The organism is Chitinophaga sp. sic0106 (assembly GCF_019219075.1).
In the GTDB taxonomy this organism is placed as follows: Bacteria; Bacteroidota; Bacteroidia; order Chitinophagales; family Chitinophagaceae; genus Chitinophaga.
Map to the genome: position 1 here is coordinate 154,835 of NZ_JAHUWJ010000001.1, position 25,286 is coordinate 180,120.

Sequence of the window (25,286 nt, forward strand, 5' to 3'; positions counted from 1 at the left end):
TATTGTTCACCATTTTAATTTCCATCATCATGGAAGTACTTGTCAACAATAAACTTTACGCGGTGCAGCCTGGTACTACCATTGCTGCATTGCTTCAGTTTATTCAATTATCCAGTCACAAAGGCATCGCCATCGCCGTCAATAACCAGGTCATACCCAAAACCAGCTGGGATCACCAGGCATTGTCCGCCGCCGACAACATCACCATCATCCGCGCTACACAAGGCGGATAACTAATCAATTATTTCGTATAACCACTTCCGTTATTACCTAACGGACAGGCATCCTATTGACTTTAAATTAAGCTATTTATGCAACCACAAACACCTGTAAGCCGGGCTCCATTTCCCGCGTCTGAAAAAATTTATGTGCCCGGAAAACTACATCCGGTGCAGGTAGCCATGCGCAAAATAACGCTCACGCCTACACGTCAATATAACAGTAAAGACATCACTACCCCCAACACACCTGTAGTGGTGTATGACACCAGCGGCCCCTACACCGATCCTTCCGTTGAAATAGACGTCAACCACGGTATACCACGCCTCCGCGAACAGTGGATCGCCGACCGTAACGACACACTACAGCTGGAAGGCAACTCCAGCACCTACGCACAAAGCCTCAGCACCGCACAGCTGCCCGGCATGACCCACAACATCAAACCACGCAAAGCCAGGCCCGGCACCAACGTTACACAACTCTACTACGCTAAAAAAGGTATCATCACACCGGAAATGGAATACATCGCCATCCGCGAAAACCAGCTGCTGGAAGCCGTTTCCGATGATGAACGCCAGCAACATACCGGCAACAGCTTCGGCGCACGCACCCCTAAAAAATTGATTACCCCGGAATTTGTACGCGATGAAATCGCCGCAGGCCGCGCCATCATCCCCGCCAATATCAATCACCCGGAAAGTGAACCCATGATCATTGGCCGTAACTTCCTCGTGAAAATTAACGCCAACATCGGCAACAGCGCCGTTACCTCCAGCATCGCCGAAGAAGTAGAAAAAGCCGTGTGGGCCTGCCGCTGGGGCGCTGATACCATCATGGACCTCAGCACCGGAAAAAATATTCATGCCACCCGCGAATGGATCATCCGGAATTCACCCGTGCCTATCGGCACCGTTCCTATCTACCAGGCACTGGAAAAAGTAAACGGCAAAGCGGAAGACCTCACTTGGGAACTCTTTCGTGATACGCTCATAGAGCAGGCAGAGCAAGGAGTGGACTACTTCACCATCCACGCCGGCGTACTGCTGCGTTATGTACCGCTAACGGCTAAACGTACCACCGGCATCGTATCCAGAGGCGGCTCCATTATGGCTAAATGGTGCCTCGCACACCACAAAGAAAACTTCCTCTACACACACTTTGAGGAAATCTGCGAGATCATGAAAGCCTACGATGTTTCTTTCTCCCTCGGTGACGGACTACGCCCCGGCAGCATCGCTGATGCCAATGACGCTGCTCAATTCGCAGAACTGGAAACGCTGGGCGAGCTCACCAAAATTGCCTGGAAACATGATGTACAGGTGATGATTGAAGGCCCCGGACACGTACCCATGCAGCTCATCAAAGAAAACATGGATAAGCAGCTGGAGTGCTGCCAGGAAGCACCGTTCTATACATTAGGACCCCTTACTACTGACATCGCACCCGGCTATGACCATATCACCTCCGGCATAGGCGCCGCCATGATAGGCTGGTTCGGATGTGCCATGCTCTGCTACGTTACACCAAAAGAACACCTGGGCCTGCCCAATAAAGAAGATGTACGCCAGGGAGTGATCACCTATAAAATTGCCGCACACGCTGCCGACCTCGCCAAAGGACATCCCGGCGCGCAAGTGCGCGACAACGCCCTCTCCAAAGCACGTTTCGAGTTCAGATGGGAAGATCAGTTCAACCTCTCCCTCGATCCCGAAACAGCACGTTCCTATCATGATGAAACGCTGCCGGCAGAAGGAGCTAAAATCGCACACTTCTGCTCTATGTGCGGACCACACTTCTGCTCCATGAAAATAACTCAGGAAGTACGCGAGTTTGCTGCCGCCAAAGGTCTGGAAGAAAGTGAGGCCATCAGCGCTGGCATGCAACACCAGGCAGCTACCTTTAAAGCCGCCGGCTCAGAAATATATTCCACTTTAAACAACGAAGCATGATCTGGGTGATTACCGCTCCGGAAGCTGTGCCCGGCGAGGCCCTGCTGATACAGGAACTCGCCGCCGCCGGCGCCAGCCGCATATTGCTGCGCAAACCAAACTGGGATGCCACGCAATACTGCCAGCTATTGGATAAGATCGATCCAAAAATATATCCGCAATTACTCGTGCGCGATAACTGCTGGATCTACAATACCTACCAGCTGGCAGGTGTACACTGGAGCGGTAACGCCAGAGCGGCCCTCTCGCCACAGCAATTACATAACTGGGTCAGGAACCATCCCGCCAGCAGTACAGGTGTGCATAGCCAAAGCGAGTTGGAGGAGGCAGGAATCCTGTTCGATTACCTGCTGCTCAGCCCTGTCTACAACAGCATCTCCAAGCCTGATTACCAGGCCACGTTTACAGGACCTGCTCCTGAATCAGGAGCACCCATATTAGCATTAGGAGGAATTGATGTACACAACATAGGTGAACTGCCGGCCCGCAACTTCAGCGGCGCTGCGGTGCTGGGCTCCATCTGGCAACAGCCACAGCAGGCTGTCCCGAAATTTTTACTATTGCAGCACTGCTGGCAGGAGGCCGTATTAAAACATAGGCAAGCATGGAAATAATACAATCGGAGCGACCATTTGTACTCAGCATAGCAGGCCTGGACCCCAGTGGGGGCGCAGGCTTGCTGGCGGACGTCAAAACCTTTGAACAGCATTGTACTTATGGCCTGGGTGTTTGCAGCGCTATCACCGTACAAACAGGTACCCAGTTCCACAGCGTAGAATGGATACCGTTATACCAGATTATAGCGCAGGTAAAACCGCTGCTTCAAACCTATCCTGTCACCTATTGTAAAATCGGTATCGTGCAGGATGTTTACACTTTAACATCACTGGTGCATCAGCTGCGGCAACTGCAACCCACTATCCGCATCATACTGGACCCGGTACTGAAAGCCACGGCAGGATTCAACTTCCATGGCATTGTACACTGGGAGGGCTGGAAGCAGGTCCTGGAAGCCATCTACCTGCTCACCCCCAACTATGACGAAGCGAAACTGCTCGCCGGCTATGATACCGGGGAAGCAGCAGCGGAAGCCATCGCCACTTGTTGCCATGTGCTGCTCAAGGGTGGCCACCATCCGTTACAGGCAGGCGTGGATACCCTGTATCTGCCATCTCCTCAAAAAATACTACCGCAAACAACGGCCATTACTGCCAAACACGGCTCTGGGTGTGTATTATCTGCTGCTATCACTGCCAACCTTGCGAATGGGCAGTCATTAATTACCGCATGCACTAACGCTAAAGCATACACGGAAAATTTCCTTTCCAGCAATGTGTCTCCGTTAGGATTTCATGCAGCTTTAAATTATTCCATCACATGATCAACAGATTACAATATATCTCACAGGGCGTTACGCCTGCGGATCATCTGCAAAACATCAGCAGCGCCTGTGATGCAGGCTGCACCTGGGTGCAGCTCCGCATTAAAGACTTAACTGCCGAAGAATTGTTGCCACATGCAGTGGCGGCACGCCGGCTCACGTCCCCCTATAATGTTACCCTCATCATCAACGATCACCCCACAGTAGCCGTGGCCGCAGGGGCTGATGGCGTGCATGTAGGGCTGGAAGACAATACCGTGGCCGAAGCCAGGGCTATCGTAGGCGACAAGATGATTGTGGGTGGAACATCCAACACCTGGGAGCACATTGTCAAACATCAGTCGGAAGGGGCGGACTACGTAGGCCTGGGACCTTACCGGTTTACACCAACCAAGAAAAAACTCAGTCCTATTCTGAGTCTGACCGGCTACCAGGCGGTGATGCAAAAATTATCCGGCCTGGGTATACAAATCCCCGTCATTGCTATTGGTGGTGTAGTTACGGAAGATATTACAGCGCTCCTCCGCGCAGGTGTACACGGTATTGCAGTAAGCGGCCTGATAACCGGTGCTCCTGACAAAGCCATGCTCGTGGAACTACTTTATAACCGTTTAAATACTTCATTCGCATGCAACCATTAACCATAGCCGACAAGCAGTTTCGATCCCGCCTGTTCACCGGTACCGGAAAGTTTTCTTCCGCACTATTGATGGAAGAGTCCTTGCTGGCATCCGGCTCTGAACTGGTGACGGTAGCCCTCAAGCGTGTGGATATACAACAGAAAACTGATGATATCCTTACCCATCTTCAGCATCCGCATTTAAATCTGCTGCCTAATACCTCCGGTGTGCGTACGGCAAAAGAAGCCGTGTATGCGGCACAGTTAGCCCGGGAGGCCCTGGAAACAAACTGGATCAAGCTGGAAATCCATCCCGACCCGCGTTACCTGCTGCCGGACCCAATAGAAACTTTACAGGCTACGGAGGAACTGGCACGCCTGGGCTTTGTGGTGTTGCCTTATATCCACGCTGACCCTGTGTTGTGTAAGCGCCTGGAAAATGCCGGCACCGCTGCGGTGATGCCGTTAGGGTCTCCCATAGGCAGCAACAAAGGCCTTAAAACTTTCGATTTTCTGGAAATCATTATCCAGCAGAGCAAGGTGCCTGTGATTGTGGATGCAGGTATTGGCGCCCCTTCCCATGCGGCGCAGGCCATGGAAATGGGTGCCGATGCCGTATTGGTAAACACCGCCATTGCCGTGGCTAAAGACCCGGTAAAAATGGGGCTGGCCTTTAAGCTGGCAGTGGAAGCAGGGCGGCAGGCCTACGAATCAGGACTGGCCGCGGTTTCCAGGCAGGCCATGGCTTCCAGTCCGCTCACTGCCTTCCTGGATGAGCTTTGACCATTAAAGAGAAAATTATGTTTACTGAAATATTCAACCAGTACAACTGGGACGAAGTAAAGGCCAGCATTTACCAGAAAACGCCCAGGGACGTGGAAAACGCCTTATCCGCTACCCGCCGTACCCTCCACGATTTTGCGGCGCTGATTAGTCCGGCCGCGGCGCCTTACCTGGAGGATATGGCGCGCCTGAGCCACCAGCTCACGTTGCAGCGCTTCGGCAACACTATGCAGCTCTATATCCCCATGTACCTGTCCAACGAATGCCAGAACATCTGCACTTATTGTGGCTTTAGTCTCAACAATAAAATTGCCCGTAAAACACTGAGCACAGGGGAAATGCTGCAGGAAATCACCGCCATCAAAGCCATGGGCTTCGATCACCTGCTGCTGGTAACAGGGGAGGCGCAGCAGATGGTAGGAATCGACTATTTCCGCAAGGCGCTGGCACTGGTACGGCCGCATTTTTCCAACATTTCCATGGAAGTGCAGCCGTTGGAGGAGGCCGAATACCGGGAGCTTATTCCGCTGGGACTTTACGGCGTGCTGGTGTACCAGGAAACGTATCACCAGGCCGATTATAAACTGCACCATCCCAAAGGAAAGAAATCGAATTTCTGGTACCGGCTGGAAACGCCGGACAGGCTGGGGAAAGCGGGCATTCACAAAATGGGACTGGGGGTGCTGATAGGGTTGGAGGACTGGCGTACCGATAGCTTTTTCACCGCCTTGCATTTGCAATACCTGGAAAAAACTTACTGGCAAACGAAGTACAGCATTTCCTTTCCCCGCCTGCGGCCCTTTAGTGGCGGGCTGGCGCCAAAGGTAGAGATGAACAACCGGGAGCTGGTACAGCTCATTTGCGCTTACCGCCTGCTGAACCAGGAGATAGAGCTTAGTATTTCCACAAGGGAAGAAGAGGCATTTCGTAACCACCTGGTAAAGCTGGGAGTTACGGCGATGAGTGCCGGCAGTAAAACCAATCCGGGTGGGTATGTGGTGGACCGGCAGTCGCTGGAGCAGTTTGAAATTTCCGATGAGCGTTCCGCCGCGGAGATAGCTGCAATGCTGCAACAACAAGGCTATGAGGCTGTTTGGAAGGACTGGGACTCCGTTCTGTCATAAAAAGAAAGAGGGTGGAAGAAACCGCCCTCTTTTTGCTTTTCATAGATGGTCTAAAATATATTACATAAGACTTCTCTCAATCTGTGTAAATATAAGTAAGCTCTACAATAATTATCTGGAATGAACAAACTGAACAGCGCCCTATCAAAATGAACAAAACCCGGGCTTTCTGAATAAAAATATCAGATTGATCTGAAAAATCACCAGCAAAAGAAAGGCTGCCTCTACGTCGTAGAAGCAGCCCTGTACCTAAAATCCCGTAGTTGCCATATTACTTATGAAAATAAGTATGATTGGAATACCGTGTAATCAAATGTAGTACGGTAATTCTGAACAACCATGCAAACACAAGGAATGAACAAAAAGAACAGCTTGCATATTGCTGCACAAAACGATCAGGCTAGTGATTGATTTTTTCAACGTCTCTGCCAGCCTTGATGGTATCGTGTGCTTTACGCAGTGAAGCTGCCTGTGAAGCGATCAGTTCCCTCAGTGTGTACGGCATGGAGGTATCTGACTTCAGGGCATCTTCGTATGCTTTTTTAATAGCGTCTTCCCCATATTCACAGGAAGATAATATGGCATAACGGTCTTCGCCGGTAAATGCGATTTTCAAATCCATCCAGGTACGGTAGAGTTTACCGGACACGGTGGAATCAGTTTGCGGCTCGTCGCCCAGTTTCAGCAATTCTGCATTTAACTGGCTGGAGTACCCTTCGCTTTCCTGCTGCAGGCGTTTGAATAATATCTGAAGGTCTGCATCATCCGTAGCGTCGAAAGCCTTCTGGTATCCTGCTACCCGGTCGTTATTGATTTTCACTAAATCATTCAAGAGCGTTTTAAGATTTTCCTGCTGTTGCATAATCAATAAAGTTTTATGGTCACGAATATTTGTTTGCTATGGAATAGCTTCCAAAAATGCGACCATTTCGCGCAAACGCCTTATAATAATGGGTTTGTGTATGACACTGCACGGCTTGCCACTGTCCTTTTTTTTCACGCATGGTGGAACCCCATCCACAATTTACCATTCCGATGAGCCATTAATATTTTAAAATGAATACGATGCAGATTGGCACGCATTTTCCATTGGTATTAACGAATCAAAATTGTGACATATGAACAGCTTATTGTATTTAATCGCCGTAATACTGGTAATAGGATGGCTACTCGGATTTTTCGTTTATTCAGCAGGTTCTATCATACACGTCTTGCTTGTTCTGGCCATCATTGCCATATTGATCAACATCATCAGAGGCAGGGCTGTCTAATATATTCCCAAACCCTCATTTTAAAAGTCCTTTAAATGCTTTACCAATAAGCGTTTAAAGGACTTTTTTTATGGAGAGAATTAATGTCTCCCTAAAAAAATTTAAAAGACCAAACCAAAATCTCCGGTACTCCGTAAGTGCTAATCATCAGGCATTGCGCAAAGCCATTCAATCCCATTCATCACACCTAAATAATTTTTGTATGCAATTGTCGAAAACCCGTTCCCATCAAGGGGATAAAGAAAGTATTGCCCATCCGCAGCGACGACAGTTCCTGCAAAAACTCAGCTTGGGCGCAGGCTTGCTCACCACCATTGGCATAGCATCCTGTAGTAAGGACAAGGATTCAAGCCCATCCATGGGGGTGAGTTTGGGTAGTGGCGACTTTGCCGTACTCAATTATGCGTACGCGTTAGAACAGCTGGAAGCGGCATTCTATACACAGGTTGTGGCTACGCCATACAGCGGTATTTCCACAGGTGAACTGAAATTATTAACAGATATCCGCGATCATGAAATCGGGCACCGCGAATTTTTTAAAGCAGCTCTCGCCACTGCGGCCATTCCTACATTAACCATTGATTTCAGTAAAATAGATTTTACTAAGAGAGATGTAGTGCTTAAAACAGCACAAACATTCGAAGACCTCGGCGTGGCGGCTTATAACGGTGCAGGCAACTTTATTGCAGATGAAAAGTACCTGGCACTGGCAGGGAAGATTGTAAGTGTGGAAGCCAGGCACGCCGCCTATCTGCGCGACCTTGTTACACCCGGCTCCTTCTCCTCCGGCAGCGATATTGTGGATGCCAACGGCATCAACCTGTCAATGACACCTGCTGCCGTATTTGCCGCCGCAGGCGCGTATATCAAAACACAAATCGATACCAACACATTGCCTAAGTAATCTCAAAAAACTGACACCATGGACTTTCTGAATATTCTTCAACAAATAGAAAAAGTAGATCCGGAAGTATACGACAAGCTGGATACACGCCGCGATGCGATGAAACGCTTCACCAACATCAGCGGGAAAATAGCGCTGGCAGCCATTCCGCTGGCACTTGGCAGCATGTTTAACAAAGCATATGCTATCAGCAGCAGCGCAGATGTATACTCCACCCTCAACTTTGCACTCACCCTCGAATACCTGGAAGCGGAGTTCTACACCAAAGGAGTAGCCGTTGCCGGCTTGATTCCCGGAGAAGATGCCGCTGCCTTTAATACTATCAAAGGCCATGAAGTAGCGCATGTCGAATTTTTGAAATCGGCACTGCTGGGGGCCGGCGCTACGCCGGTGGCTAAACCCACTTTCGACTTCACCGCAGGTGGCACATTTGCAGATGTGTTTACCAAATACGATACTTTCCTCGCCTTATCACAAGCCTTTGAGGATACCGGTGTACGCGCCTATAAAGGTCAGGCCGGTGTATTGCTGAAACAAGGCGCCGTGCTCACCGCCGCATTGGGTATACACGCGGTGGAAGCCAGGCATGCGGCACATGTACGTATGGTACGCAGTAAGCGATTGAATGATCCTGCACTGAAACCATGGATCACACAAAACACCTCCTTCATTCCAGTGGCCGCAGCGGCTGCCGTGTATGCCGGCGAAGACAATGGCGTGCAGGCTACCGTAAATATCGCGACCACAGCTAAAATCAGTTCCGATGCTGCTACGGAAGCCTTTGACGAACCACTCTCCAGGATGGAAGTAGAAGCCATCGCTAAATTATTTATTAAAGCGTAGTACGCTTATAATAGTTGGTCAATAGGAGTTAAGGCTGGTGCTTCCGCACCGGCCTATCGTAATTAAACAGGAATGGAGTAAATTGCCGCCATGAAAAAGAACCTGCTTTTTTGCCTGCTCGCCGCACTCACTTTCTTTTCCTGCAGCACTTCCCGTAAAATGGTGAAAACGCCTCCGGCTATTGGTCAGCTGCGCCTGATAGGCAAACAGGTACTTCCACATAATATGCCGTTTGAAGGCACCACTACCGGCGGCCTTTCCGGTATTGATTACGACGCAAAGCGGCAGCAGTATTACCTGATCTGCGATGATCGCTCGGACCTGAACCCCGCACGCTTTTACACGGCTAAACTTTACTTCAGCCAGCATTCATTCGATAGTGTACGCATTACCCATGTTACCACTTTATTACAGGGAGATGGTAAACCATATCCGAATAAGTTCACGAACCCGGCACGCACCCCTGATCCGGAAGCACTGCGCTATAATCCTGCCCATGATTTTATGGTGTGGAGCAGCGAAGGAGAGCGCATCGTAAACGCAAATGATACTATCCTGGCAAATCCCAGCCTTACCATCATGCAGCGCAACGGCCAGTACGTAGATACTTTTACTCTACCGCAAATATTCCGGATGCAAGCCGGCAACAAAGGCCCCAGAAGGAATGGCGGCTTCGAAGGCCTCGCTTTTTCTGCCGATAACAAACAGATGTTCGTGAGCCTGGAAGAGCCCCGGTATGAAGATGGTCCACGCGCGGATGTAAATGTTCATAATGCGGTTACCCGCATCCTCCGGTACGACGTAGCCTCGCGGCAACCGCTGGCACAATACGCCTATCAGCTGGACCCCGTGGCCTATCCGCCGGTATCAAAAGACAGCTTCCGGATTAATGGTATCGCCGATATTATGTACCTCGGCGCTGATAAACTGCTGGTACTGGAACGGTCCTTTTCTGTAGGCGTAAAGGATTGCACCATCAAACTATACACTGCCGACCTCACCGCGGCCACAGACGTAAGCGGGATTAATTCTCTCTCTGAAAATAAAAATTATACACCGGTAAAAAAGCAGCTGCTGTACAATTTCGAAAGCCTGCAAACCTATATCGATAATATTGAAGGTGTTACTTTCGGACCGATATTACCAAACGGACATCCGAGCCTGGTATTTGCGGCCGACAATAACTTTTCGGCAGCCGAAGAAAGCCAGTTTTTTGTTTTTGAGGTCATTCCATAAACAAGCAGGCACAATTGCTGTTACTAGTGTAAAACCTCTGATTATGAAATACCTGACACTGGTAACAGCCTTACTATTCCTCCTGACTACCGCCTGCAACCAGGCCAATACCCAAAAAAGCACTGCTGATTCTACCATCATCGCCGGCGGCACCACAGAAGGCCAATGGGTCACCTACACCGGCACCTTGCCCTGCGCCGACTGCGGCGGCATACTCACCAAACTATCCATCAACGAAACCGAAACCGATGGCAACAGGCGGTTTAAACTCACCGAAACCTATCAGGCCACTAAAAACGGGGACCAGGACTTTAACTCAGAAGGCGCCTATACCGTGATAAAAGGCAGTGCCAGCGATCCTAATGCAGAAGTGATAGTACTCAACCCCGACAAGGACAAAAACCTGCAACGCTATTTCCAGAAAGTGAGCGCGGACGAATTACGCATGCTCGACGGGGAACAAAAAAATATCCAGAGCAACCTGAATTATACCCTGAAGAAACAATAAAATTTGCCTTAAATTGAGCCTCATCATCCTGCAAAATTATTGACCAACTCTATGAGGCGTATTTTCGGTGGTTTGTTCTTCACTTTGTTATCGCTGGCAGCCCATGCTAAGGGCAAACCGTATACGGACAGTATACTGCAAGCCCTGAATCAAACGATTGAACGTGCCGCCGCCTACGATTCTATCAAGATCAAAAAAATTGACAGTATCAGGCGCCAGAGGCCGCAGGGTAGTCCGGAGCTGACCTATAATTATTACCAGGAACTGTACGAGGCCTATAAAATCTTCAACTTTGATTCTGCGTTTTCGTACGGCAGTAAAATGCAGCAGCTGGGCCACCAGCTCAACGATCCTGTGCGCATTGCCAATGCCAAGGTTAAACTGGGATTTATTCTGCTATCCTCCGGGATGTTTATGGAAGCATCCGGTTACATCAGTACGGTAGATATCAACGGCAAGCCCGACGACCTGCGGGTAGAATACTATAAATTAAAAAGCCGCTTTTATTCCGATATGGCTGCCTATAATCAGGACCGTTTTTTTAGTCCGGAATATATGCGGCAGGCCATTGCGGCCATGGATTCCGCCTTACAGCTGATGGACTCCACCGGGTTTGAATACCTGTTTCATAAAGCCGAGCAACTGTATAAGCGTGGCGATATCCTCGGTGCGCTCGCCACTTTCCCCAACCTGAACGATCCGGCAATTACCGAGCGGCAGGTGGCTGTGGCTGCCTGCAGCCTTGGGTCCATGTACCAGAAAAACCAGCAACGGGATACGGCCATTTACCTGATGGCCCGCTCCGCTATTGCGGATATACGCACTTCCACGAAGGAAACGATGGCAGCCTATACGCTGGCTACTTTTCTGTTTGAGTTGGGAGATATAAAAACCGCATCGCGGTATATTGAACGTGCCATGACCGAGGCCGTTTTTTACGGCGCCCGGCAAAGGAAAGTGATGGTAAGTAATATATTACCGATCATTGAAGAAGAGCGTATCAACACCGCCGAGCAGCAAAACCGTTCCTTAATTATTTATGCGGCCATTGTTACCCTGCTGTTCCTGGCGCTGGTAGCCATGACGATCATCGTATTCCGCCAGATCAGGAAGCTGAAACAGGCGCAATTAGCCATCACGAAGGCGCATATGCGACAGCAGGAAGCCAATAACCAGCTGGAAGAAGCCAACAAGATCAAGGAAGAATACATTGGCTACTTCTTTCACAGTAACGCCAAATACATCGGGAAGATTGAAAAAATCAAGCAGCTGCTGGAGCAGAAACTGGCAGAGAGCAAAAGCGCTACTGATTTCCGGTTTTTGATCAACTCCATCAATGTGCGGCAGGAGCGTGATGAGCTCTTTACCAATTTTGACCGGGTTTTCCTGCGGATCTTCCCCCATTTTGTTGACGAGTTCAACAAACTATTTGACGCTGACAACAAAGTACAATTAAAGGAAAATGAGCTGTTAAATACTGATTTACGCATTTTTGCACTGATACGTATAGGCATCACCGACAATGAGCAAATTGCCCGTATATTGGAATACTCTGTGAATACGATTTACGCCTATAAAACCAAAATCAAGAAGCGGTCGCTGATACCGAACGAGGCCTTTGAAGAGCGTATAATGGCCATAAAAGCGCTATAAAACCGGCTGACGTAATCGATATTTTCAAAAATAATATTCTTTTTTATAAGATTGATTTATAGATAGTTAACTAAAATAATATAGATTTTGTGGTCAATATTTTCTATATTTTGTCTTTATAAATTGTTAGCCTGATCAGGGATATATTACTTTGATCTTAGGAATAAATTCAACAACCAAATAACAAAAGGAAAACTGAGCTCTATTTATTCACCACGTTAAAAACATTCCATTACAGTTTGAGCCTGATGATATGAATCCACGTAAAAAATAAGGCGACGGCCTTTTGTCAGCTTCATCATGTTCAGTCATTAAAAAAACTCTATTTCGTTCACCTTATTAGAAATCCACGTCACAGTACTTGTTTCATTACTGAATCAAAATTCCATTTTATGACCAAATCACGACTCCTTCGTCACCTCTTTATTGCGGTGTTTGCGGTGTTGGTGCAAACCGTAGCGTTTGCCCAAAACAAAAGCTTTACCGGAAAGGTTACGGACGAAAAAGGCTCACCCATCCCAGGTGCTACCATTGCCGTTAAAGGCACCAAATCAGGAACCGCAACAGATCCTGAAGGTAATTACAAGCTGGCCAGCATACCGGCCAATGCCACACTCGTTATTTCTTTCGTAGGCTATAAAACACAGGAAGTAAGCACCGCCGGTAAAGCATCGGCTGATATCAGCCTGCAACCTGAAAGCTCCACCTTGTCCGATGTAGTGGTGGTTGGTTATGGTACCACCCGTAAAAAGGACCTCACAGGTGCGGTAGCCTCTATTAAGTCGGCCGAATTTAACGGTGGTATTACCACCGCTCCGGATCAGCTGATCCAGGGTAAAGTATCCGGCCTTATGATCCTCAACAACAGTGGCGCACCTGGCGCTGCCTCTACCGTACGCATCAGGGGTCTTAGCTCCCCACGCGCAGGTAACCAGCCGCTGTACGTAATTGACGGAGTACCATTGGATGGCCGCGTGGCACGCCCCGCCGTTAACGCCGCCGGCCTCGGTCAAACACCGGATGCCAACCCGATGAACTTCATCAACGGACTCGACATCGCTTCCATGGACGTATTAAAAGATGCATCCGCTACTGCCATCTACGGTTCACGTGGTTCCAACGGTGTGATCATGATTAATACCAGAAAAGGTTCTGCAGGTCCTGCCCGGTTAGACTTTAACTACAGCGCCGGTGTAAGCAATATCATGAAAAAGCTGGAAGTGCTGAATGCAGATGAATATCGCTCTGCACTGAAAGACTATAACCTCAACGCCGGCGACTATGGTTCCAACTCTGATGGGATGGAATCTATCCTTCGCACCGGTGTATCACAGAATTTCCATGTGGCCCTCAGCGGTGGCAGCGAAACCAGCCGCTATCGCGCCTCCTTTGGTTATCAGGATCAACAGGGTATTATCCGTAAAACAGGCCTGAAAAAAATCACAGCAACCCTCAACGGACAAAATACCTTCTTATCCAAAAATCAACTGGGTGTTGACTATAACGTGATGACTGCCCAAACCCTGGAAACACTGGCACCAATCAGTAATGACGCCGGCTTTACAGGAAGCCTTATTGGTCAGGCCCTCCAATGGAACCCTACCATGCCCCTGCGCAATGCCGATGGTTCCTTTTACCTGTTAGGCGCCGGCAGCTCCATCAACCCATTGGCTATGTCAGAAGCATATGATGACAACGCTAACATTACTTATGTATTAGGAAGCGTGTCGCCATATTTCAAATTCAATGACAACCTGGAGTTACGGGCAATGTACAGTATCAACCACCAGGTGGGTATCCGTAAGTCACAAATCGCCTCCTTCATCAATATTGCAGGTGTGCAGGACCTCGGACAGGCTTATTATGGCAACAGCGAACTGAATACACAGCTCTTTAACTCTACCCTTACCTATTCCAAACAGGTAACCTCCGCTTTCAACCTGAGAGCACTGGTGGGTTATGAATACCAGGAATTTGATTATGAAGGTATGAACCTGGGCGCCCTGGGCTTCCCTACCTATGCCATTGATTACGTGCATCAGCTGCAGTCGCCTACACAGGCTAACACCTTCATGAGCTCATTTAAAAACCCAACCAGCAAACTGCAATCTTATTTTGCAAGGGCAGAAATGAACTTCTATGATAAATACCTGCTGAATGCTACCGTAAGAATGGATGGCTCCAGCAAGTTTGGTAGCTCCAACCATTATGGTACGTTCCCATCTTTCGCTGCTAAATGGAACATCAACAATGAGAATTTCATGAAAGGCGGCAAACTGTTCCAAACGCTGGCACTACGTGCAGGATGGGGTATGACCGGTAACCAGGAATTTCCCGCAGGTGCTTCCGAAGAGCAATATATGCTCAACTCTGGCGGCGCTTCCGGCCTTGGCAACGTAGCCAATCCCGGCCTGAAATGGGAAACTTCCAAACAGCTCAACGTAGGTATTGATTTCGGCATAGTGGATAACAGAATTACCGGTACCATCGACTACTTCAATAAAAACACGACCAACCTCCTGTTTAGCTTCCCTGCTATACAGCCGGCACCGGCATCTTCCTACTGGATCAACATGCCGGGCAATGTGCTGAACAAAGGTTTGGAGTTCAGTGTACGCGGCGACGTTATCCGCAAGAAAAACCTGATCTGGACAATAGGTGTTAACGGTACCTTCCTGACCAACGAGCTGAAAAACTACGACGGTCCTCCGGTACTTACAGGCTCCATCAGCGGACAGGGCGTATCTGGTGCTACCTCACAGCGTTTGGCCAATGGCTATGCACTCAACACCTTCTATATGCGTAAATTCCAGGGCTTTGATGATAAAGGCCAGGCAACCTATGCAGATAATGGTGACAAACTGTATTACCTGACCAACCCTAACCCTAAAACCATGCTGGGTATCAATACTTCACTGGAGTATAAAAACCTGTCCTTCAGACTCAGCTCTCATGGTGCTTTCGGTTACCAGGTGTATAACAACACCGCCAACACGGTATTACCTATCGGCAACCTGGGGTCCAGGAATATTGCAAAAGCACTGCTGGGTAACGGCGAATCACTGTCAAACCCGATCACAGTATCTTCCCGCTATCTTGAAAACGGTAACTTCCTGAAACTGGATAACATATCCGTTGGTTACAACTTTGGCGACGTAGCGAAAATATTTAGAGGTACCACCCTTACGGTAACTGGTCAGAACCTGTTTGTAATCACTAAATACTCAGGATTTGATCCGGAAGTAAACACCGATAAAAGCGTGAATGGCATTAGCTCTTTTGGTATTGAATATTCACCATATCCAACAGCCAGAAGTGTAATGTTCAGCTTGTCCTTCTCCCTGTAAACCACCCATTCACCACAAAACTGAAAAACATGACTAAGAATATATTCCGAACCTCGCTGGCAGTTGCTATTACTTTGGGTATGGGCTCCTGCAGCTTGAAAGAAGAGCTGGGATCTACGCTAACCAAGCAGCAGGCCGATTCCGTAATCACCGTGCCTTCCCTGCTAAAAAATGCTTATGATGGATTGCAGATGCCATATCAGGATTTTTCCAATACCTGGGGCATGATGGTGCATAGCACGGATGAAGCCGTAGGGCCTACCCGTGCCGGCGACTGGGACGATAACGGTGTATGGCGTGCACTCCATGAACATACCTGGAACGCAGACCATGCGCATATCCAGAGCGCATTTTCCAGCCTGTTGCAATTGCAGTTTTCTGCCACTAACGTGCTCAATTTCCGCCCCAGCGACAGCCAGGCGGCTGAAGCCCGCTTCCTGAGAGCCTTGTCCATGTTTACTACCGTAGACCTCTGGGGGCAAGTGCCTTTCCGTACGCCGGAAGAAAGTTTACTCCAGGCGCCAAAGGTGCTGAAAGCTGCTGAAGCGGTGGACTTCATCATCGCAGAGTTGAAGGAGATACTGCCCAACCTGCCTGACAGACCTACCACCGCCGCTTATGTTGCTAATAAAGATGCTGCACGTTTCCTGTTAATGAAATGCTACCTGAACAAAGGCACCTTTATCAACAGAGAAGCCCCCACCTTCGATGCCGGCGATATGCAGCAGGTAATCACCTATGCTGATCAGATCATCAATGGTACAGGCGGATATAAAATTGCAGATAACTACTTCGATAACTTTGCGCGTGATAACGATGTTAAATCCACAGAGAACATCTTTACACAGCGGAACGGTGCGGGTTTCAGCACCATACGTGCCGGTAACAGCGCCTTTGCACGCTGGAAATTTACCCTGCACTACAATATGAATCCAAGCGGATGGAATGGCTTTGCTACGCTGTCTGACTTCTACGATAAATTTGAAAGTACTGATACCCGCAGAGGTGGCAGCTATACCGGCGTTACGGATATTTCCGGATTACGTGTAGGCTTCCTCGTTGGCCAGCAGTACGATCAGAACGGCGTTGCCATTAAAGACAGAAAAGGAAACCCGCTGGCATTTACCAGGGAAGTAGCGATCAAAGAAACGGGTGCTAACCTGGAAGTAACCGGTATCCGCGTAATCAAGTATCCTCCTGATTTCCTTTCTTCTGCCAGCAGTAAAGATGGCCAGGAAGCCAGCAACGACTACGTTTTCTTCCGGTATGCAGATGTACTGCTGATGAAAGCAGAAGCACTGCTCCGCACCGGCAGCAATGCAGGCTTAACAATCGTAAATGAGATCCGGACAAAAAGAGGTGCTACCGCTTTTGGTTCCCTTACCCTTGCTAACCTACTTGATGAAAGAGGTCGTGAATTATATTGGGAAGGCTGGCGCAGACAGGATTTGATCCGTTTCGGCAAATACCTGGAGCCATGGCAGCTGAAAACAACAGATAATAAAAGAAACCTGTTGTTCCCGATTCCAACCAGTGATCTGGCAGTGAATAAAAACCTCACGCAAAACCCGGGATATTAACCTTCTTCCTCTTTCCGGACAGCAGGGCACCCTGTTGTCCGGAAATTAGTCAGGGCCCTGGGTCCTGACTAATTTCCTTCTACTAATCTTATTGCCAATGTATAATGTGAACGTGCTGCAAAAAAGCAGGCATATAGCCGTAGGCATGCTCTTTCTGGCCGGTTTGCAGGCTGCGGCTCAACAGCCTGTACGAACCGCCGGAAATGTAAAAAATGCCGCCATCAGCGGCCAACAGGTAAACATCACGCTGGACAATGCACATGCTGTGGTTACGGTGTATAGCCCGTCGATGGTAAGAGTGAGAATGGATAAGGACCCGTTGCCGGCCGATTTTTCCTATGCAGTAATAGGGCAACCGCAAACCAGCGGCGCCCGCATCTCACAAAATAACCAGGAGATAAATATTACGACCGACTCCCTGCAGGTGAAGATCAGCAAAGCACCTTTTGCCATTTCATTTTTAACGCCTGCCGGAGAAGTGATCAACCAGGACGAGCCGGGCCTCACCACCTCCTGGATCAATGACCAGGTAACTACCTACAAACACATGCAGGACGGGGAGCGATTCCTGGGCCTGGGCGAAAAAACCGGCAACCTGGATCGTAAAGGGGAAGCCTATACGAACTGGAACTCAGATGTATTTGCCTATCGGGTAGACAAAGATCCGATTTATGCTACTATCCCTTTTTATATAGGTGTTCACCACCGGTTGAACTATGGTATTTTTTTCGACAATAGTTTTCAAAGTGATTTCAATTTTGGCGCCAGCAACAACCGCTTTAGCTCATTTGGCGCCAGGGGAGGAGAGATGAACTACTTTTTCATCTACCATACCCGTATGGCTGATATAGTGTCTGAATATACTGCGCTTACCGGGCGTATGCCCCTGCCTCCCCGCTGGAGCCTGGGCTACCAGCAAAACAGGTATAGCTACTATCCCGATACGGAAGTAATGCGGATAGCACAAACCCTTCGCGAAAAGAAAGTACCGGCCGATGGCATCACCCTCGACATCCATTACATGGATGCTTACAAGCTGTTCACCTGGAACAGGGAACGTTTCCCTGATCCGCAGGGGTTAGCTAAAAAACTCAAAGATCAAGGCCTGCACCTGACCGTAATCGTAGACCCGGGAATTAAGGTTGAAAACGGTTACCACGCCTACGAAAGCGGCAAGCAGGCCGACATCTTTGTCAAATACCCTGATGGCGGCTATTATACCGGCCAGGTATGGCCGGGCTGGTGTCACTTCCCTGACTTCACTTCCGTGAAAGGGCGCGACTGGTGGAAAGGACAGCTGAAATCGTATATCCGTACAGGTGTGGAGGGTATATGGAACGACATGAATGAAATCGCTACCTGGGGCCAGAAAATGCCGGATAATGTGTTGTTCAGCTTCGAAGGCAAGCCCGTTACGCATATGCAGGCACACAACGTGTACGGCCTGGCCATGGCCAAAGCCAGCTACGAAGGCGCCCGCGAAGAAATGAAGAAGCGTCCGTTTTTGCTCACCCGCGCGGCATATGCAGGTGCGCAGCGCTTTACCGCCATCTGGACGGGCGATAACCGCTCAGAAGATGATCACATGCTGCTTGGCGTGCGACTGCTGAATAGTCTGGGCCTTGGTGGATTCAGCTTTGCCGGTATGGACATCGGTGGTTTTTCCGGCAACCCTTCTGTAGCGCTGTATACCCGTTGGATGCAGATTGGCGCATTCATTCCCTATTATCGCAATCACACGCAGGTAAATACCAAATCGGCCGAGCCGTGGGCCTTTGGGGAAGAGGTGCTTGAAATCTCCCGTAATTATATCAACCTGCGTTATCGTCTTCTCCCATATATCTATAGCAAGATATATGAGTCATCTAGTGTAGGCGTTCCCATTATGCGCACATTGGCTATGGATAACACCTTCGAACCGCGGGTTTATGAGACGCGTTACCAGAACCAGTATCTTTTTGGGGATGCCTTTATGATCGCACCTTTCGAAAGCACTGCTGCCTTTGGTAAAGTATTTATACCTGCCGGCAACTGGTACAAGTTGTACAACGATGAACCGGTAGCAGGTAACCAGGAAAGTACTATTGAACTGAATAACAAATCATTGCCCGTATATGTAAAGGGCAGCAGCATATTCCCTATGCAATCCCTTGTACAAAGTACATCGGAAAAGCCCACAGACACGCTTTCGCTTCATATTTACAAGGGTTCGGACGCGAACACTTTCGTGTATTATGAAGATGATGGAGAAAGCTTCGATTATGAAAAAGGCGGTTTCTACAAGCGTAGTATCACCTATCAGCCGTCGGCCGCAAAGCTGACGCTGGAAGCACCTTCAGGAAGTATGGCCAGCCAGTTCCGGTACATTAAACTGATGCTCCATGGCTTTGAACAAAAGCAGGAGCTGAAAGTAAATGGAACCGCGCAGCCATTACAGCAGTTTTCCTTTTCCTTCCTGTCGCCCATTTCCAGATTTGATCCCCAGGGATCATTTGTTCCCGCTGATAGTTGTCCGGTACAGCAGTTAACCATTGCCAATTCCAATCAGCTTATTAACGTGGATTTATAAGTAGGGATACGGCCTCCCTGCTTTCAGGGAGGCCCTTACTTTATCTGGCTGATAATCAGTATCAGTACCCTCTTAGTAAGTAGCTTTCTTTTTAGTAACTACTTGTTGCAGCCAGGCGATGCCAATACCTTTGGTGAAAATTGCATATAGATGAACAGAAGATCGTTAATCCGAAATATGATACTGGCAGGCGTGGGAGCCTCCTTACCACTTAAAAGTTTGCTGGCCTCGGTTGCAACGCCCGTTGCGCGCCCCTTTCATAAGTTTCAGCTGGGAGAGCTTGAATTGATTACCGTTACGGATGGGTTTATCCACATGGATAAAGTACAGCCCAACTTTGCACCGGGTGTGGCGGCTAAGCAGGTGAATGAATTGCTGCAAAAGAGTTTCCGCCCCACAGATCATGTGGACCTTGGCATGAATATGCTGCTCGTAAAAAAGCAGGATCAGATAATATTGATTGACACCGGCACTGGTAATGCCTTCGGTAAAAATTCCGGTTGGCTGCTAAACTCCCTTGCAGACGCCGGCATACAAGCCACCGACATCTCCACTATCATCATTTCCCATGGCCACCCTGATCATATTGGTGGTGTGCTGAAAGAAGATGGTTCCCTGAACTTCCCGAATGCGGAATATTATATTTCCCGCATTGAGCATGACTTTTGGATGGCTGATCAGCAGGATTTCAGTAAGTCTGCCTTTGAGGATAAAGCGCTGCTGAAAGTATTTACCAAAGCCACCCAGCAGGTATTAACTACCATAAAACCTAAACTGCATTTATTTGAAGACGGGCTGGTGCTGCACGATTGCATCAAGCTGGAAATAGCTCCGGGCCATACGCCAGGGCATGCTATCACACATATATATTCAGGTGGTAATTCCATTGTACACGTAGCAGATCTTATACATTCTGATGTGCTGCTGTTTCCGCATCCGGAGTGGGGTTTTAATGGAGACACAGATTTACAGTTAGCAGCAGCCACCCGTAAAAAAGTATTGGCAAGGCTAACGACATCGGCTACACCGATATTCGCCTATCACCTGCCATGGCCTGGAATTGGTCATGCGCGAAAAAAGGATAATGGGTTTGAATGGGTAGCAGAAACGTATGCTTTTCCCGCATAAAAAAAGCTCTCAGGAAAACCTGAGAGCTTTTACTTTTTATTGAATTTTAATTGCCTACAACACCATAGAAAAACTGTGTATCGTCGTTGGCTTTCGCAAGCCCTCCGAGAGTAAGTACAGAACCTGGAATAGTATTGGTCACCCATCGTATTTTGAAGCTGCTGCTTTCAAAATACGTTTTGAGTGGCAGGATGAGCGATGCTCTGGTGGTGGCATTTCCATCCTGTGAGTTGAATACCAGTTTAAATGAGCCGTCCGGATTTTTAACGATGGTAAATGTCAGGTTCGCCACAAATGCCGCGGATGTCACATAGTTTACGCGAAGCGTATAGGTATTATCACTGTTGAGTATCACCTTTACTGTATTCAGGGTACCGCTGGCACCTTTGAACAGGTTGGAACTGGCTGTAAATGCCGCGTCAAAGTCAGTGCCAATAGTACCTTTGAGGGTAGCCGGCGTATAGTCGATGGCGGTATAGTCCTTACCACCGCCAAACACAGCTGCCAACGGTACTGCCGGTGTAGCACCTGCTCCCAGGTAATAGGTAGTTTCCCCACTTTTTACATAGTAATTTTTCTTCTCCGCATCCCATATCAGTTCCCTGATATCAAAGCCATTGTATGATACCGCTTCATCCAGGATGATTCCTTTGCTGGTATATGCAAAAGCCCTTGTTTTGCTGAATACATTGGTTTCATCCAGCATATAGCCGATACGTACACGACGTGTAGCCGGAGCAATAGACAGGTCCATCAGTTTCCCATCTTTAAAAGTAATAGTTGGAAAACGTACCGCAGCAGCATAAGCATTTACATTACTCATACTCTCTGCTACTTTTCCTGCCAGGATTTCTTTTTGTTCCGCGCTGGTCAGTCTCACCATCGTCATCAGGTTAGAACGATCGATCCCTACCAGGAAGAAGGTATCTCCAACCATCTTATCCATAACAAACTGGAAATCTGACTGTAGTCCCGCTCCAGCTGTACCACCACTCACTCCGGGAGCAGGATCATTTGGCAGATGGATGTAGTTGTAAGTATCAAAAATCAGGGTAGGCCATTGGAGCGCCTTTAAGCGATAAGTGGATGATTTGGGAGTGGTGGCCGTAGTGGCATCAAAGTCTCCCATCATTTCCACTGAATTGTCTTTCCCGAATTTAAAGTAATAACTGAATCCTTTTCCACCTATCGGATAGATCGTTGCTTTCCAACCAAATTCAGCGCTGGTAAGCAGCTGTTCATTCTCTGCCAAACGGGCGATCAGTCGTTTATCCGGGTCCTCCATAAAAGGATCATCCGATTTTTTACAGGCTGAAAAGGCCAGTGCGGAAAGTATAGTATATAGCGCTAATTTTTTAATCATGTTCATTACAGGTTTAATATTCCGAATGTAAATGAGTTGGCATCATCTGATTTTTGCACTCCGCCGTATTCAGCTTTTAAGTTACTGTCGTAGAAGTACTTCGTCAGGAAGGTGCCGGTAAAGTAATCAGTCAGCGGCTTTGCTGATGCGGCCAGGCTGGTACCATTGGCATCCGCGCTGGCGTATGCAAATGCATAGGTTTCAGCCGTTGCATTCGCTGTTACATTGTAAGTATAGGTGCCTGTGTAAAGTGTTCCCAGGTTAGCACCTGCTGTAGCGCGGAAATTTACTTTCAACTGCATGGTAGTAGCCGTGTTGAATACCACATTGATACTTTCCAGGGCGTATAGGGCAGTACTGCTGGCCTTTGCAAAGCTGGCTTTGGATGTTTCCCAGGCGGTATTGAATTTATCCGACTGTCCTCCAACCTGCGCGGGGTTGATAGTAACAGTTGAAAAAGCTTTACTGAAGCCGATGTGAGAAAATGACGCCGCCTTGGAGTAGCTGTTCAGATCCTTCTGCACTTTGGTTTGCAGCGCTGTAAAGTCAATACCCCAGGTTTGCTTGAAGTATCCTACTACGATCGATTCTTTTTTACGAATGATGGCTAAGTTGGTACCGGTAGTGCGCAACAGGGTTTCATACCCGCCGCGACCTTGCGTAAGCATAATAGAAACCATTTCCGCGAAGTCCTCATTAGGAGCGGCTCTTGAATACTGGGAAATAAAGCCCAGCTGCAGTGCCTCCGTGAGGGTCTGGTTATTCCAGTCGGAGGTATAGCCACCACCTGTAAGCAGTGGATATTCTTTCGGGATTTCTACTGTTTGGTGCAGAATGTGTGTAAACTCATGGTGAATCGTTTTCAGCACCTGTTGAACATTGGCCCGGTTGGATTTCACAAAGTTATTCACATTATACAGGGTTACCCGGAAGCCACCTTCTGCTTCACCCAGCTTTACCGTTCCGCCGGTATTATACTCCACACTTCCAACCAGCATATATTGTTTGGGAGAATAAAGTTTAATAAAGTCAGCACCTTTTTCAGCCACATAAGGCTCAATCCATGCGGAGTTTACTATTTCCATCAGTGGTCTTACCCTGCTGGTATCCGGTGGTACCAGCACTTTTGACGGGTCCAGCTCCGAGCCATCCCACCTGTATTTTACTTCCAGGTTGTAGGGTTGTGTAAAGATGCTATACAACCAGTTATCAAGTGGTGTTTTTGCCCAGGTATCACCACCAAGGCCTACCAAAGGCTTGTTTAAATCATCTTCCTTTTTACAGGAAACCAGGCAGATGGCAGCAAATGCTAATATAGATAAGCAATATTTTTTCATACGATCAATCAGATTAACGGGGATTAAGAGGAATACCGGATAAGGTTACTTCTTCCGGCAATTGCAACAATTTTCTCTTGTCGTCCGCAGCCAGTTCAAATACTTCCCCTTTGGAGGTGGTATGTGTTACCGGCATTTGCAGGCGGAGAATATCCAGCCATCTCATTCCTTCACTCACAAATTCTGCACGTTTGATATCGAGGAGTGCCATGCGATAGGCTTCTCTTTTCTCGGCAGTTCTTGTTTCATAGTATTTAAGGATTTTGGCATCGGTAACACTTTGCGTGGTGGCGTTGAAGTTATTAATACGCGTTTTCACCATGGTGTTCATGTCATCCAGTGCTTCAGGGTATTTGTCGCTCATCAGCAAAGCCTCTGCTCTGTTCAGCAGCACCTCTTCTGTTGTCAGTAACGGCACCATGGTATAATACGTACCCGTAGTGGCGTTCAGGTTAGTGCGTTTGAAGTACGACAGGTATTTCATTACGAAATAAAAAGTAGAGCTGTTGCTATATGTTTTCAGTGCGCTCCATCCTACGCCCATAGGTGCAATGATCTGGTTGAGCCTTGGCTGTGTCATCGCATACTGATAGCGGGGATAGTACTGACCGAAGGAAGACACTGTTTCACCCAGCAACAGGTTACCCGGGTTGGTGGCATTGGTGTAAAATGCCTGCAGGTCGTTGGTGGTAACCGTAGCACCCTGGTAGTTCAGCCATGGTCTTACGTTTGCGGCAAAGTCATTATTCGGGAATGCTGCATTGGCTTCTTCAACCACCTTTGCCCAGTCTCTTTTCCACAGGTAGAACCTGGAAGCGAAGCCGTGGGCTGCTCTTCTGGTAAAGTGATATGCCGGCACTACGTATTTGTCGTTGATCAGCGGCATACCTTCGGTAATATCCTTCTCGATCATCTCATACACATAAGCCACGGTTTTACGATCGTATTGTTTAATTACCACGCTCTCCGGTACGGTAACATAAGGAACACCGGGATCTGTAGCAGCGGTTACAGGATCATAGGCTTTTGAATACAAGGTTACCAGCATGAAGTGCGCGTAAGCTCTGGCTAACAACGCCTCGCCTTTAGACCCTTCGTATTCTTTTGGATTAGCAGCACTATTGCAAACCTCCAGGGCCTGGTTAGCGGCCGCAATTGCAGCGTAGCAGGCGTTCCAGTAGTACGTGGCGCCGTCCTGGCTGGTGGAAGTTACATCTCTCCAAAAATAAGAATCCGAGTTTACGGGATTTTGAACGCCAGTAACACTAACGTCCATTTGATTATCAGACCTTGCTTCCGCCATAGCAAAGTAGTTGGCCCGGGGATAGGCGGAAGTAAGCAATTCAGCCACCTTTTCAGGGGTGTTTAATTCTGCTCTTTGATCAGGTGCATGCTCCAGGTATTTACTACAGCTGGTACCGGCTACCAAAGCGAGCATTGCTATATATAGGTAATTTCTCTTCATAATTTTT

21 protein-coding genes are annotated in these 25,286 nt (G+C 48.3%); 17 read left to right on the forward strand and 4 right to left on the reverse strand.

Features of this window, described 5'->3' with window-relative positions; all coding sequences use genetic code 11:
* Positions 1-29: 29 nt before the first annotated feature.
* The 7 genes from thiS to thiH all read left to right on the forward strand — a co-directional run bounded on the left by thiS (position 30) and on the right by thiH (position 6,075).
* Positions 30-233 (forward strand): sulfur carrier protein ThiS, encoded by a 204-nt coding sequence (gene thiS, locus KW844_RS00615; RefSeq protein ID WP_218374778.1) that lies wholly within the window; start codon positions 30-32, stop codon positions 231-233.
* 78 nt (positions 234-311) lie between these two features.
* Complete coding sequence (thiC, locus tag KW844_RS00620; RefSeq protein WP_218374779.1) at positions 312-2,168, forward strand: phosphomethylpyrimidine synthase ThiC; 1,857 nt, start codon at positions 312-314, stop codon at positions 2,166-2,168.
* A complete protein-coding gene (locus tag KW844_RS00625; RefSeq protein ID WP_218374780.1) occupies positions 2,165-2,782 on the forward strand; it encodes a thiamine phosphate synthase in 618 nt (205 codons plus the stop codon). The genes thiC and KW844_RS00625 overlap by 4 nt, the downstream gene beginning before the upstream one ends.
* Positions 2,773-3,549, forward strand: coding sequence for a hydroxymethylpyrimidine/phosphomethylpyrimidine kinase (locus KW844_RS00630; protein WP_255578080.1), 777 nt, complete (start codon positions 2,773-2,775; stop codon positions 3,547-3,549). The genes KW844_RS00625 and KW844_RS00630 overlap by 10 nt, the downstream gene beginning before the upstream one ends.
* Positions 3,546-4,190: a thiamine phosphate synthase gene (thiE, locus tag KW844_RS00635; RefSeq protein WP_218374781.1), complete on the forward strand. Its 645-nt coding sequence runs from the start codon at positions 3,546-3,548 to the stop codon at positions 4,188-4,190. Before KW844_RS00630 ends, thiE begins: the two co-directional genes overlap by 4 nt.
* Positions 4,178-4,951: a thiazole synthase gene (locus KW844_RS00640; protein ID WP_218374782.1), complete on the forward strand. Its 774-nt coding sequence runs from the start codon at positions 4,178-4,180 to the stop codon at positions 4,949-4,951. The genes thiE and KW844_RS00640 overlap by 13 nt, the downstream gene beginning before the upstream one ends.
* 17 nt (positions 4,952-4,968) lie before the next feature.
* Positions 4,969-6,075 carry a 2-iminoacetate synthase ThiH gene (thiH, locus tag KW844_RS00645; protein ID WP_218374783.1) on the forward strand — a complete coding sequence of 369 codons (1,107 nt, stop codon included), beginning with the start codon at positions 4,969-4,971 and terminating at the stop codon, positions 6,073-6,075.
* A gap of 400 nt (positions 6,076-6,475) precedes the next feature.
* Here the strand turns inward: thiH and KW844_RS00650 are convergent, their stop codons facing one another.
* Positions 6,476-6,937 carry a PA2169 family four-helix-bundle protein gene (locus KW844_RS00650; RefSeq protein WP_218374784.1) on the reverse strand — a complete coding sequence of 154 codons (462 nt, stop codon included), beginning with the start codon at positions 6,935-6,937 and terminating at the stop codon, positions 6,476-6,478.
* Positions 6,938-7,193: 256 nt separating this feature from the next.
* Here KW844_RS00650 and KW844_RS00655 point away from each other — a divergent pair, with 256 nt between their 5' ends.
* From KW844_RS00655 to KW844_RS00700, 10 genes are all read left to right on the forward strand, one after another.
* Complete coding sequence (locus KW844_RS00655; protein ID WP_218374785.1) at positions 7,194-7,346, forward strand: lmo0937 family membrane protein; 153 nt, start codon at positions 7,194-7,196, stop codon at positions 7,344-7,346.
* A 202-nt stretch (positions 7,347-7,548) separates the two neighbouring features.
* Complete coding sequence (locus tag KW844_RS00660) at positions 7,549-8,250, forward strand: ferritin-like domain-containing protein (protein ID WP_218374786.1); 702 nt, start codon at positions 7,549-7,551, stop codon at positions 8,248-8,250.
* An 18-nt stretch (positions 8,251-8,268) separates the two neighbouring features.
* On the forward strand, positions 8,269-9,093 hold the full coding sequence (locus KW844_RS00665; protein ID WP_218374787.1) for a ferritin-like domain-containing protein: 825 nt from the start codon (positions 8,269-8,271) through the stop codon (positions 9,091-9,093).
* A 90-nt stretch (positions 9,094-9,183) separates the two neighbouring features.
* Positions 9,184-10,329 (forward strand): esterase-like activity of phytase family protein, encoded by a 1,146-nt coding sequence (locus KW844_RS00670; RefSeq protein ID WP_218374788.1) that lies wholly within the window; start codon positions 9,184-9,186, stop codon positions 10,327-10,329.
* 43 nt (positions 10,330-10,372) lie between these two features.
* Entirely contained in the window at positions 10,373-10,837 is a 465-nt protein-coding gene (locus tag KW844_RS00675) for a copper resistance protein NlpE (protein WP_218374789.1), read from the forward strand.
* Positions 10,838-10,888: 51 nt separating this feature from the next.
* Positions 10,889-12,490, forward strand: coding sequence for a DUF6377 domain-containing protein (locus KW844_RS00680; RefSeq protein WP_218374790.1), 1,602 nt, complete (start codon positions 10,889-10,891; stop codon positions 12,488-12,490).
* A 392-nt stretch (positions 12,491-12,882) separates the two neighbouring features.
* The gene (locus tag KW844_RS00685; RefSeq protein ID WP_218374791.1) at positions 12,883-15,837 is read left to right on the forward strand and encodes a SusC/RagA family TonB-linked outer membrane protein; all 2,955 of its coding nucleotides are present in this window, start codon (positions 12,883-12,885) and stop codon (positions 15,835-15,837) included.
* A 29-nt stretch (positions 15,838-15,866) separates the two neighbouring features.
* The gene (locus tag KW844_RS00690; RefSeq protein ID WP_218374792.1) at positions 15,867-17,417 is read left to right on the forward strand and encodes a RagB/SusD family nutrient uptake outer membrane protein; all 1,551 of its coding nucleotides are present in this window, start codon (positions 15,867-15,869) and stop codon (positions 17,415-17,417) included.
* A gap of 97 nt (positions 17,418-17,514) precedes the next feature.
* Positions 17,515-19,986 (forward strand): TIM-barrel domain-containing protein, encoded by a 2,472-nt coding sequence (locus KW844_RS00695; RefSeq protein ID WP_255578082.1) that lies wholly within the window; start codon positions 17,515-17,517, stop codon positions 19,984-19,986.
* A 150-nt stretch (positions 19,987-20,136) separates the two neighbouring features.
* Entirely contained in the window at positions 20,137-21,114 is a 978-nt protein-coding gene (locus KW844_RS00700; RefSeq protein ID WP_218374793.1) for an MBL fold metallo-hydrolase, read from the forward strand.
* 46 nt (positions 21,115-21,160) lie between these two features.
* Here KW844_RS00700 and KW844_RS00705 read toward each other — a convergent pair whose 3' ends face one another.
* The 3 genes from KW844_RS00705 to KW844_RS00715 are packed head-to-tail and all read right to left on the reverse strand — an operon-like array spanning position 21,161 to position 25,279.
* Complete coding sequence (locus tag KW844_RS00705) at positions 21,161-22,477, reverse strand: DUF4302 domain-containing protein (RefSeq protein WP_218374794.1); 1,317 nt, start codon at positions 22,475-22,477, stop codon at positions 21,161-21,163.
* 5 nt (positions 22,478-22,482) lie between these two features.
* The gene (locus KW844_RS00710; protein ID WP_218374795.1) at positions 22,483-23,814 is read right to left on the reverse strand and encodes a putative zinc-binding metallopeptidase; all 1,332 of its coding nucleotides are present in this window, start codon (positions 23,812-23,814) and stop codon (positions 22,483-22,485) included.
* Between the two features lie 13 nt (positions 23,815-23,827).
* Positions 23,828-25,279 (reverse strand): RagB/SusD family nutrient uptake outer membrane protein, encoded by a 1,452-nt coding sequence (locus tag KW844_RS00715; protein ID WP_218374796.1) that lies wholly within the window; start codon positions 25,277-25,279, stop codon positions 23,828-23,830.
* Positions 25,280-25,286: the final 7 nt, after the last annotated feature.